The sequence below is a fragment of the Ruegeria sp. K5 genome (assembly GCF_056531805.1).
In genome coordinates this window covers 131,670-142,553 of sequence record NZ_JBQFML010000007.1, presented here as the reverse complement: position 1 = coordinate 142,553, position 10,884 = coordinate 131,670, and the positions used below count along the sequence as shown (strand labels likewise).

11 protein-coding genes are annotated in these 10,884 nt (G+C 59.5%); 7 read left to right on the top strand and 4 right to left on the bottom strand.

Annotation, left to right across the window (positions count from 1 at the left end; translation table 11 throughout):
- The first annotated feature begins 141 nt into the window (after positions 1-141).
- From ACR0MO_RS17420 to ACR0MO_RS17410, 3 genes are all read left to right on the top strand, one after another.
- The gene (locus ACR0MO_RS17420; protein ID WP_039529126.1) at positions 142-486 is read left to right on the top strand and encodes a YbaB/EbfC family nucleoid-associated protein; all 345 of its coding nucleotides are present in this window, start codon (positions 142-144) and stop codon (positions 484-486) included.
- Positions 487-547: 61 nt separating this feature from the next.
- Positions 548-1,141, top strand: a complete 594-nt coding sequence (gene recR, locus ACR0MO_RS17415; protein WP_170455117.1) for a recombination mediator RecR — start codon at positions 548-550, stop codon at positions 1,139-1,141.
- A gap of 878 nt (positions 1,142-2,019) precedes the next feature.
- Positions 2,020-2,508, top strand: a complete 489-nt coding sequence (locus ACR0MO_RS17410) for a hypothetical protein (RefSeq protein WP_480892515.1) — start codon at positions 2,020-2,022, stop codon at positions 2,506-2,508.
- Here ACR0MO_RS17410 and ACR0MO_RS17405 read toward each other — a convergent pair.
- Positions 2,505-3,164, bottom strand: coding sequence for a ribonuclease T2 (locus tag ACR0MO_RS17405; protein WP_170455123.1), 660 nt, complete (start codon positions 3,162-3,164; stop codon positions 2,505-2,507). The two genes, ACR0MO_RS17410 and ACR0MO_RS17405, sit on opposite strands and share 4 nt — an antisense overlap.
- Positions 3,165-3,287: 123 nt before the next feature.
- Complete coding sequence (locus ACR0MO_RS17400) at positions 3,288-4,307, bottom strand: hypothetical protein (protein ID WP_480892512.1); 1,020 nt, start codon at positions 4,305-4,307, stop codon at positions 3,288-3,290.
- Between the two features lie 484 nt (positions 4,308-4,791).
- On the opposite strand from ACR0MO_RS17400, the gene ACR0MO_RS17395 reads away from it, so the two are divergent.
- The gene (locus tag ACR0MO_RS17395) at positions 4,792-5,556 is read left to right on the top strand and encodes a DUF1013 domain-containing protein (RefSeq protein WP_170455127.1); all 765 of its coding nucleotides are present in this window, start codon (positions 4,792-4,794) and stop codon (positions 5,554-5,556) included.
- 53 nt (positions 5,557-5,609) lie between these two features.
- Positions 5,610-5,999: a hypothetical protein gene (locus ACR0MO_RS17390; RefSeq protein WP_170455129.1), complete on the top strand. Its 390-nt coding sequence runs from the start codon at positions 5,610-5,612 to the stop codon at positions 5,997-5,999.
- Positions 6,000-6,055: 56 nt separating this feature from the next.
- On the opposite strand, the gene ACR0MO_RS17385 is transcribed toward ACR0MO_RS17390, so the two are convergent.
- Positions 6,056-7,087, bottom strand: coding sequence for a permease (locus ACR0MO_RS17385; RefSeq protein WP_480892509.1), 1,032 nt, complete (start codon positions 7,085-7,087; stop codon positions 6,056-6,058).
- Positions 7,080-7,388: an ArsR/SmtB family transcription factor gene (locus ACR0MO_RS17380; protein WP_480892506.1), complete on the bottom strand. Its 309-nt coding sequence runs from the start codon at positions 7,386-7,388 to the stop codon at positions 7,080-7,082. The genes ACR0MO_RS17385 and ACR0MO_RS17380 overlap by 8 nt, the downstream gene beginning before the upstream one ends.
- 131 nt (positions 7,389-7,519) lie before the next feature.
- Between ACR0MO_RS17380 and pdxR the strand changes: the two genes are divergently transcribed.
- Both pdxR and xsc read left to right on the top strand, forming a co-directional pair.
- Entirely contained in the window at positions 7,520-8,980 is a 1,461-nt protein-coding gene (gene pdxR, locus ACR0MO_RS17375) for a MocR-like pyridoxine biosynthesis transcription factor PdxR (protein ID WP_170523981.1), read from the top strand.
- Positions 8,981-9,105: 125 nt separating this feature from the next.
- Positions 9,106-10,884, top strand: coding sequence for a sulfoacetaldehyde acetyltransferase (gene xsc / locus ACR0MO_RS17370; protein WP_170624552.1), 1,779 nt, complete (start codon positions 9,106-9,108; stop codon positions 10,882-10,884).

Here is a 10,884-nt window from a genome sequence, read left to right as displayed (position 1 = left end):
CAAGGCCCGCGCGCTGCCGGGCCCAACGGAAGGAAAGGTCTTGCCAAAGACCTTGACGACGGGCGGGAGCATTTCTGACCCCTTGTGCCATGCCATCGCGGCCCGTATTTAGGCATCAAGCAAAGATACAGGAGAATTCGGATGCTCAAAGGACTCGGCGGTCTGGGCGATATGGCCAAGATGATGAAATCCGCGCAGGATTTGCAGACCAAAATGACCGACATGCAGGAAGAACTGAACACCATCATGGTGGTCGGTGAGTCCGGCGCAGGTCTGGTCAAGGCAACCGCCACCGCAAAAGGCGAACTCAAAGGCCTGGACATCGACCCATCGATCTTCAACGGCGACGACAAGGAAGTGGTCGAGGATCTGATCCTGGCCGCGATCAAGGACGCACAGACCAAAGCGGCCGAGCGTTCGCAGGCAGAAATGGCCAAACTGACCGAGAGCATGGGCCTGCCCGCAGATATCAAGCTGCCGTTCTGATCTTCATCTTTTCCCAAATACTCCCGCCGGAGGCTTCCTCCGGCGTCACACAGGACAGGCCGTGAGTTCGAACAGCGACATTGACAACCTGATCGACCTGATGGCCAAGCTGCCCGGCCTCGGCCCCCGTTCGGCCCGCCGCGCGGTGTTGCACCTGATCCGCAAACGCGCCCTGCTGCTGACGCCCCTTTCGGACGCCATGCAGCAGGTCGCCGTCACCGCCCGCGAATGCCTGAATTGCGGCAATGTGGGCACCACCGACATCTGCGACATCTGCAATGACGAAGCCCGCGCGACCGGAGAGCTGTGCGTGGTCGAGGACGTTGCCGACCTCTGGGCAATGGAACGCGCCGGGGTCTTCAAAGGTCGCTACCACGTTTTGGGCGGCACGCTGTCTGCGCTGGACGGGGTCGGGCCGGACGAATTGCGCATTCCCCGTCTCAAGGACCGGGTGCTGGCCGAGGGGATCACCGAGGTCATTCTGGCCCTGAATGCCACGGTCGATGGCCAGACAACCGCCCACTACATCGCGGACCAGTTTGAGGGGCAGGTGCGCCTCACCTCATTGGCGCAGGGTGTGCCGATTGGGGGCGAGTTGGACTATCTGGATGACGGGACGATTACGGCAGCGTTGAGGGCGCGGAAGGAGTTGTAACCGGACATGAGAGGCAAGCGTCAATACATGCCGCCCGTTTCGTCAATTAAGATTGGTGGTCCAAAATAATCCGCCCTAAAGCTGATCCTCATACCGCCTAGGTTTTCTATCCTTAACGTCAAACCAAGCGTTTCATTTCTGAACGAACCTTTTAGGGACCCTTCAAAACCGTCAATACTACCGACCCACCCGTTTGCTTCGGACAACTTGTGCTCAGCCCACTTCTTTAGTTCTTCAACGCGTGTCCCGTCCAATAACAGCTCGGGCCAACTCGTGTTCTCGCAGTTGTAAACACCGTAGCCCGCATATGGGCTGCCCTCAGTTGCATAGGGCCAGTCAAAAACGTGCAATCGAGCTGCGAAATCACCTAAAACAAGATAGAACCCGTGGTGGTCTCCTTCCTTGCCGTCAGGTGTCCCGCCATTCCAAGCACTTTCACTTTTGGTCAGGAAGTAACCAAAGCAGACATCTGCTCCCCAAACCGCAAGATCCGAACTTTCAAACGGCTGCCATTCTTGGTCCCAGATAGGTGGTCAAGCAGAGATGGCCCCCTTCGGCATTCGTAGGTTTCGCAATACTCATGGGGTTCTAAAAAATACTTTTTGTAATCGTTGGAATCTGCGGAGACCGACGAAACGGCTGCTGCGGAAAAAGTACAAAGCACAAAAAGAAACCTGCTTGCTAGCATTCGGTAATACCTGTTTTGAAGATCAAACTGCTTTTGCCGGAGCAAAAAACCGGCGTTCAGTAAAAACTCACATCCGAATTAGGTTCGGTCAATCCAATAATCCGGCACAGCAATTAGATAACATCTTTGTTCAGCTTTGCGTGTCAAATAGAGTTCTGACTGAGCTAAAATTGATTCTGGATAAAACATAATGACCCGCCTTCTCGCCCTGACCCTCGCCGCCTTCACCGCCACCTCTACCCTCGCACAAGACCTCGTCGACAAAGGCTTTGTCGAAGGCTGGAACATCATGATGGACCCCGCGCTTGGAAACGGGTGTCTGATCCAGACGGTGTATCAGGACCTCTCAGTCGTCAGGCTGGGCTATGACGCGCTGGACAATCGCGGGTATTTCACCGTGTTCAACAAGGCCTGGGGCGAGATTGAACCCGGCCAAAGCTATCCGATCCGGTTCGAGCTGGACGGCAAAAGCTTTGATGCCACCGCAATCGGCTTCAAACAGGATCGTGTCCCCGGCGCGACCGTGTTTTTCACCGACCGGGATTTTGTCGCGGCGATTGCGCAGAACAAGACGATGACTGTCTATAACCCCGCAGGCGAAACCGCGATGGCAATTGATCTGAAAGGTACCGCGAAGGCGCTGGAATACGCGCGGGAGTGTCAGAACAAGACGCTCTAACGTACCGGATCGAACAGCGCGTCCTTGGCGGTGCAGTCCCGGATCACATCCCGCCCGCAGGGCACCGGGTCCAGTTCGCGGGACAGGCACAGGCGGACCTCTTCGATATAGCCTTGCTTGCAGGTGATCGTGATCATGTCGCGTTCCAGCCCCGGATTGGCCTTCAAGAACGCCTCTTCCACCACCGACGCGGGCAGTTTGACCGTTGCATCCAGCTTCCGGAACACTTCGGGCCGCTGAACACGGTCATAAGCCTCTCGCGACAGGGCGAAATAGGCAGGCGCGGACAGGCCCGAGCAGGTTCCGTGTTTCTTCCATTGGTGCCATGCAAGACCAGCGCTGCCCTGAATATCCTCCATCCCGCGGGTCATGGAGCGGGACGGCTGAGCCTCGGGCGTGCGGCAATAAGACGGCCAGCCCTGATGGAATTGCGGCCAGAGCCCATGCAGAATCCATCCGTGATCATGCCGCGCATCGCATTGGTCGGACCCGCGCGCATCCCCTTCGCGGGCGCACCAGTTCGGCGACCAGCTGAGCGACAGGACATAGTAGTCAAATTCTCCGGCAGGTTCGCCATCTGCTCTCAGAACTGTGGGGGTTGCCACAGTGGCGGCAAATGCCAATGCGGCTGCAAGAAAGGTCAGAAATGACTGCATGAGGGGTATCGCGCCTGTAGAGCCTTGGGTATCGGCCAATTTAGCCGTCAAACCAGTGCGTAAGGCAAGGCCCATTCTGGCCACAGAATCGGCGCGCCGAATGTCCGGCACGCCAACGGGGGTTCAGAATTCATAAGCCAGCAGCGCGCCCAGTGTCTGGGTTTGCACACCCTCCTCATCGCCATAGCGATAGGCCAGCGACACACCCAGATTATCGGCCAGCGGCCATTCGGCAGATACGGTTGCCAGCGTATCTGTCCGAGCATTCTCGACATCGCGCACCGCAAAAACGCCGGACAGAATAACCGGGCCAACCGGAACCGCAGCGCCCAGCGTTGCGTAAGTGGCCGAGTCCGGGCTGCCGTCGAATTCATCGAAATAGGCAACCTCGCCCAACAGCTCGACCTCGGTGCCGCCCGCGTCCAGCAGATGAACCAGCCCGAAAACAACGCCGGACTGGTCGGCCTGATCGCCTTCACCGGCGGCCTGTTCCTGCGCCGCCAGCGTGTAGGCCGTGTTGCCGATCTCACCCGCCAGGGACAGGGTGAAGGATTCGATGTCGCTGGTGTTGGACACGCCGCCATCCTCCAGGCGCGTTTGCCCGCGTTCGGTGAACAAAGAGTTGCTGAGGAATGTGCGATCCGTGGTGAAGGCTGCCAGCGTCAGTTCATGCTCTCCGCCCAGCCCCGAGAAGGGCACGCTGACCGAGGCACCGACCCGTTCGGTGATTTCGTAATCTTCTGCAAAATCAACGCCAAAGACGCCCGGTGCCAGATCCCAGGCAAAGCCGAAGCTGGGGTTGAATTTACCCAGTGCAACTGCGGCTGATCCGAAATCATAACCGAAATACAGCTCTTCTGCATAAAGGCCCTGATCTTCGAAAAAGCGGTCATTGGTGGCGTCTTCGACCGGCTCGAACACCAGCGTGGATTGTAGCGAGAACCGGTCGGTGAACTGATAGCCGAACGCGCCTTCGATGGTGGCGAAGGTATCGGTCAGCTCGGTATCTGGATCGTCGGCGTCAAAGGTAAGGTCACTTTCCAGTTCGACGCTGATTTCGGATGAAAACCTGCTGTCCTGAGCAAATCCAGCGGTGGCCAGAACGAAGAACGGCAAGCTGAGCAGGCTGCTTGTGCGTGTCATGTGAGGTATCCTTTTTGGGTTCCTGTTCAGGTGATCTCCAAAGGACCCAGCCGGATCACATGCGGGCACGCGCAACCGGAGCGCAGTCTTATGCGGCACCTAAGTGTTGGTCAGGGACGATTTGGAAATCCTGGCTGAACAGAACGAACCTGTTTGGCGTGGTCCCGCCATATGATCCCGGCCCTGGGGCATGTCAAATTGCGGCGCTCGTGACAGAAACCTTACTAAGAGACTGTAATAAATCAATATTAGCCAAAACCTCACGACCCAGAACACAAGATCACACCGCGACGTGATGGGGCGTGACAGGCTTTGCAGCGGGTGGCGTTGTGCCCAACCAACAGCCGGGCGCATTCGGCCCTTCCCTTCTGGCCGTTGCGCGACTATATACGGGCCAAGTTCCCCGACAACGGAAACCTGCCCCAAGACCTCGGGGCCGCCGAATTCCGGCGACGGGACAGATGTATGTATAGGAGACGGGCTGATGGCAAAACCGCTTATGGCCAAGGCTACCGCCGTATGGCTGGTGGACAACACCACGATCAGCTTCAAGCAGATCGCGGATTTCGTAGGAATGCACGAGCTGGAAGTGCAGGGCATCGCCGATGGCGATGTGGCGGCTGGCGTGAAGGGATTTGACCCGATTGCCAACAACCAGCTGACGCAGGAAGAGATCGACGCCGCGCAGAACAACCCGCTGCACAAGCTGAAGCTCAAGTTCAACCCGTCTGCGGCTGGCGAGGAAAAGCGCCGTGGCCCGCGTTATACTCCGTTGTCCAAACGGCAGGACCGTCCGAACTCGATCCTGTGGCTGGTCAAGTTCCACCCGGAACTGAGCGACGGTCAGATTGCCAAGCTTGTGGGCACCACCAAGCCGACCATCCAGTCGATCCGCGAACGCACCCATTGGAACATTGCCAACATGCAGCCCATCGACCCGGTTGCGTTGGGCCTGTGCAAACAGTCCGAACTGGACGCCGTGGTGCAGAAGGCCGCCGCGAAGAAAGCCGCCGAAGGCGGCGTCATGAGCGATGATGAGCGCCGCAAGCTGGTCTCGACCGAGCAGTCGCTTGAGATGGACGCGGCTCCGAAGATTCCGACGGCCATTGAAGGGCTCGAAACCTTCTCGCTGTCTGATGATCCGGAAGACGAGAAAGAAGACAGTGATCCGATCGTGGACGCCGACAGCTTCTTCAACCTGCCCAAAGGCGGCGGGGATGAGGAAGACGAGGATGATCTGCGCCCCTGATCCTGTGTCAGCCCCGGTCCGATCCGACCGGGACACTGTCCTGAGGGAACCTCATGCTGAGCGTATTGTCTGCAGTTTTCGGCCCGCATCGCGCCGTGTCGATCTATGCCTTTCTGAAAACCTGGGGGCTGGGTCTGGCAGCGGCTGTGGTGATGGTGATCATCGTCAGCGGTCTTTACCTGCTGGGGGATGATGGCAAGCACGAACATCACTCGTTCATGACCGTACCGGTGCTGTCCGCAACCGCGATCAATGGTGATCTGAAGAACGGCGTCATCGCCTCGGTCCGGTTGCCGGACGGAACGGCTGCGTCGATCACCTCGACCGAAGCGCCGGTGTCCCAGACGGTTGGCACCAGCGCCTGTGTCGAAAAACGGGTTTACGTGGAAAGCGGCGAGCCCAGATACCGGTTTAAACTTCCCAAGTTCTGCGAACCCGGCTGATCTGTGCCGCACCCAACAAAAAACCGCCCGGACCATGCGCCGGGCGGTTTTTTCGTTCAGATCATCTGGAACAGGATCCCGGCGACGATTGCCCCGCCGACCCCAAGGCCAAGATAGGTGGCGAATACGCGTGGTTTCACCAGCGACCAGACCGCCGCCATAGCCGGGATCGAACTGACCGCACCGGCAACCATGAATGACATCGCGGCCCCTGCGGTCATCCCCTGCTCCATCAGCCCGGCCAGAAGCGGCGGTGCCACGTAAGAGTTCAGGTAGGCCGGCATCCCAACCAGCGCCGCAACCACGATGGGCAGCACGCCTTCGCCGCCCACAACGCGGGCAATCAGGTCGGCGGGCACATAGCTGACCAGCAGTGCTTCGAGAACATAGGCCAGCGCCAGCCATTTCAGCAGGAAGACGCCGTTATGCACGAACTCAGAGCGGAATCGTTGACGGCGCTCGGGTTCCTGCCAGAACTTCCAGACCGGCTTGTCGTCCAGTTTGGGACCACAGCCACAGCATCCGGCGGGCTTGTATTCCCGCAAGGGCTGGGCAAATGCGCCGCTGCGCATCAGCAGGCGGACGGCGAACCCTCCGAACAGGCCAAGCGCAACGGCTGCTACGGCCTTACCAATAGCAAAGGGCCAGCCCAGCGCGCCTGCGGTGATCAACAAAGTCGGCGGATCAATCAGCGGTGAGCTGAGCCAGAACGCCATCACGGCGGACAGTGGTGCGCCCAGCGCCAGCAGCCCCGCGATGAAAGGAATGACCTCGCAGGAACAGAACGGCGCAAGCCCGCCAAACAGGGCCGCCAGCAAGATCATCCGGGTTTCACGCCCCTCAAACGCGCGCGCCACCATGACCTCGGCCCCCGTGGCCTTGAGGTAGGACAGCAACAAAACGGCAAACAAGATATACTGGCCCGTATGCGCCAGCGCCTTGGCTGCAAAGGTCACAACCTCAACCCAGTTGCCCGGATCCAACAGCGCCACCAGCGCCAGAATCGCAACAATCAGCGCCCAGGGTGTCTTGATCAGATCCAACACGGCTTTGGTTGAGATCCTTGGATTTTGCGTCAATTCAGCCATCGTTCGCGGCCTTTCCCATTTCATCGGCGCAGCATTCGCTGAGAATGAACTGCGCCAGATTTCGCAACTCGTCAAAGCAGGCGCGGTTGATCGTGCTGCGCCCGATTTTCTCCTGCTCGACCACACCGCCAGCGGCCAGAAACCGCAGGTGATGCGCCAGAGTCGATGGCGCGATTCCCGTGCGGTTCTGGATTTCGCCCACTGTCAGACCGGTCTCACCGGCGCGAACAAGCGTTTTCAGAACCTTCAACCGCGCCTCGGACCCCATGGCCGAAAACCCTGCGGCAGCTGTTTCCCACATCTGAACTCTCCATTAAACTAGATTTCTAGTTATTTAGGTTGATTCCCTGCGCCCGTCAATCCGCCCTGCAAATTTTCGGGAAAACCGTAAGTCCAGATTGCCCCGCTAGTAAGTCCAATCTATAAGCGCCTATGGCAATCTCGATCGACACCTTCTTTCTGGAACTCAACGGGCAAGGCACGCTGCAGGCGCAGATCCAGCAGATGATCGCCGAGGGCATCCTGTCCGGGCGGTTTCACGTGGGAGAAAAGCTGCCCTCATCCCGCAAACTGGCGGCGCATCTGGGTGTCAGCCGGATCACGGTCACGCTGGCCTATACCGAGCTTCTGGCAAATGACTACCTGACCGCAAAGGGGCGATCCGGCTATTACGTGTCCGAGAACGCGCCCGTGCCGCCGAAATACACGCCGGTTCAGCGCAGCCAGGAAAATGTCGACTGGGACAATGCGCTGGCGCGCCGGTTTTCCGGCGGTGACATGCTGGCCAAACCCAGCGACTGGCGCACATATCGCTATCCTTTCATCTACGGGCAGGCCGACCGGACACTGTTCGATCACGCCAACTGGCGGCTCTGCGCGGTGCGGGCGCTGGGGCACAAGGATTTTGATTCCCTGACCGCCGACTATGCCGATCAGGACGACCCGCTGCTGGTCGAATTCATTGCCCGCCACACTCTGCCACGCCGGGGCATCACTGCCCGACCCGAAGAGATTCTGATCACGCTGGGGGCCCAGAATGCGCTGTGGCTGGCCTCGCGCATCCTGCTGGACCGCGGGCGCACTGCTGCGATTGAAGACCCGTGCTATTACGCGCTGCGGGAATTGCTGACCCATTCGGGCTGCACTATCGAGCCGATCCGCGTGGACAGCGACGGGCTGCCACCTGCGGCACTGCCCGAAAGCACCGATGTGATTTTCACCACCCCCAGCCATCAAAGCCCGACAACCGCAACCATGCCCGTCAGCCGCCGCACCGAACTGCTGGAACGCGCCCGTGCCCTGAACGCGATGATTGTCGAGGATGATTACGAGTTCGAGATGGCCTACCTGAGCGCGCCGTCCCCGGCGCTGAAGTCGATGGATCGCGATGGGCGCGTGATCTATGTCGGCAGCTTTTCGAAATCGCTGTTTCCGGGGCTTCGGCTTGGCTACATGGTCGGGTCCGAGTCCTTTATCCGCGAAGCGCGCGCGCTAAGGTCGCTGGTGCTGCGTCATCCGCCGGGGCATGTGCAGCGTACAGCCGCCTATTTCCTGTCGCTTGGGCATTACGATGCCCAGATCAGGCGCATGTCCAACGCGCTGGCAAAACGGCGGGCCGCGCTGGATGATGCCGTGCAGACTCATAAGCTGGGCGTGGCCGGGCGCGGGCTGCTGGGCGGGTCGTCCATCTGGATGAAAGCCCCCGAGCATATCGACACCACACAGCTTGCCCGAAGGCTGCAGGATCAGGGCGTGCATATCGAACCGGGCGAGCCCTTCTTTTCGGGCGCAGACCGCCCCAAGAACTACTACCGACTGGGTTATTCCTCGATTGCGCCCGAACGCATCGCCCCCGGCATCAAGCAAATTGCCGATTCAATCCGGGCTGGTTAGGTCCAGACTGGATATATTCCGCTTTGCCGTCTGGCCCTAACGCCGACTGCACCCATGCGCCAAAACCATATCAAAGGCTGGGCAATGCACCCGGCCCAATTCACTCATGATTGGAGAGCGCACCGATGAAAATGACCACGGAAGAAGCCTTTGTTAAGGTTCTGCAAATGCACGGGATCGAACATGCGTTCGGGATCATTGGCTCGGCGATGATGCCGATCTCGGACCTGTTCCCAAAAGCCGGGATCATGTTCTGGGACTGCGCCCACGAGGGTTCGGGCGGTATGATGGCCGACGGTTACACCCGCGCCACCGGCAAAATGTCGATGATGATCGCGCAAAACGGCCCCGGCATCACCAACTTCGTGACCGCCGTAAAGACCGCTTACTGGAACCACACCCCGGTTCTGCTGGTCACTCCGCAGGCGGCCAACAAGACCATCGGTCAGGGCGGCTTCCAGGAGATGGAGCAGATGCGCATGTTCGCAGACTGCGTTGCCTATCAGGAAGAAGTACGTGACCCGTCGCGCGTGGCCGAGGTTCTGAACCGCGTGATCATGAACGCCAAGCGCGCCAGCGCCCCGGCGCAGCTGAACATCCCGCGCGATATGTGGACCCAGGTGATCGACATCGAACTGCCCAAGATCGTCGATTTTGAACGTCCTTCGGGCGGTGAAGATGCGGTTGCTGCGGCGGCCGAAATGCTGTCGAACGCAAAGAACCCTGTCATTCTGAACGGTGCCGGTGTTGTTCTGGCCGACGGCGGTATCGAAGCGTCGAAAGCCCTGGCCGAGCGTCTGGACGCACCGGTTTGCGTTGGCTACCAGCACAATGACGCCTTCCCCGGCTCGCACCCGCTGTTTGCCGGTCCTCTGGGCTATAACGGCTCGAAAGCCGGTATGGAGCTGATCAGCGAAGCTGACGTGGTTCTGGCCCTCGGCACCCGTCTGAACCCGTTCTCGACCCTGCCCGGTTATGGCATCAACTACTGGCCGACAAACGCCAAGATCATTCAGGTCGATATCAACCCTGACCGCATTGGCCTGACCAAAGACGTCAGCGTTGGCATCATCGGTGACGCGGCCAAAGTCGCCAACGGCATCCTGTCCCGCCTGAGCGGCACTGCCGGTGACGAAGGCCGTCAGGCCCGTAAGGACCGCATCGCCCAGAAGAAATCCGCATGGGCGCAGGAACTGACCTCGATGACCCACGAGGATGACGATCCGGGCACCACCTGGAACGAGCGTGCCCGTGCAGCCAAGCCTGACTGGATGAGCCCTCGCATGGCGTGGCGCGCCATTCAGGCCGCCCTGCCGAAAGAGGCGATCATCTCGTCCGATATCGGCAACAACTGCGCCATCGGCAACGCGTATCCCGCGTTCGAAGAAGGCCGTAAGTACCTGGCCCCCGGCCTGTTCGGTCCCTGCGGTTACGGCCTGCCCGCCATCGTCGGCGCGAAAATCGGCCAGCCGGACGTTCCGGTTGTGGGCTTCGCCGGTGACGGTGCATTTGGCATCGCAGTGAACGAACTGACCGCAATCGGCCGCGAAGAGTGGCCCGCCGTGACTCAGATCGTCTTCCGCAACTACCAGTGGGGTGCGGAAAAGCGGAACTCGACCCTGTGGTTTGACGACAACTTCGTCGGCACCGAGCTGGACACCAAAGTTTCTTATGCCGGTATCGCGCAAGCCTGTGGTCTGAAAGGCGTCGTTGCACGCACTCAGGACGAGCTGACCGCAGCGCTGAACCAGGCGATTGAGGATCAGAAGAACGGCATCACCACCCTGATCGAAGCCATGATCAACCAGGAATTGGGTGAGCCCTTCCGCCGTGACGCGATGAAGAAGCCGGTTGCTGTTGCAGGCATCGACGGCGCAGACATGACCCCGCAAGCCGAGGCCTGA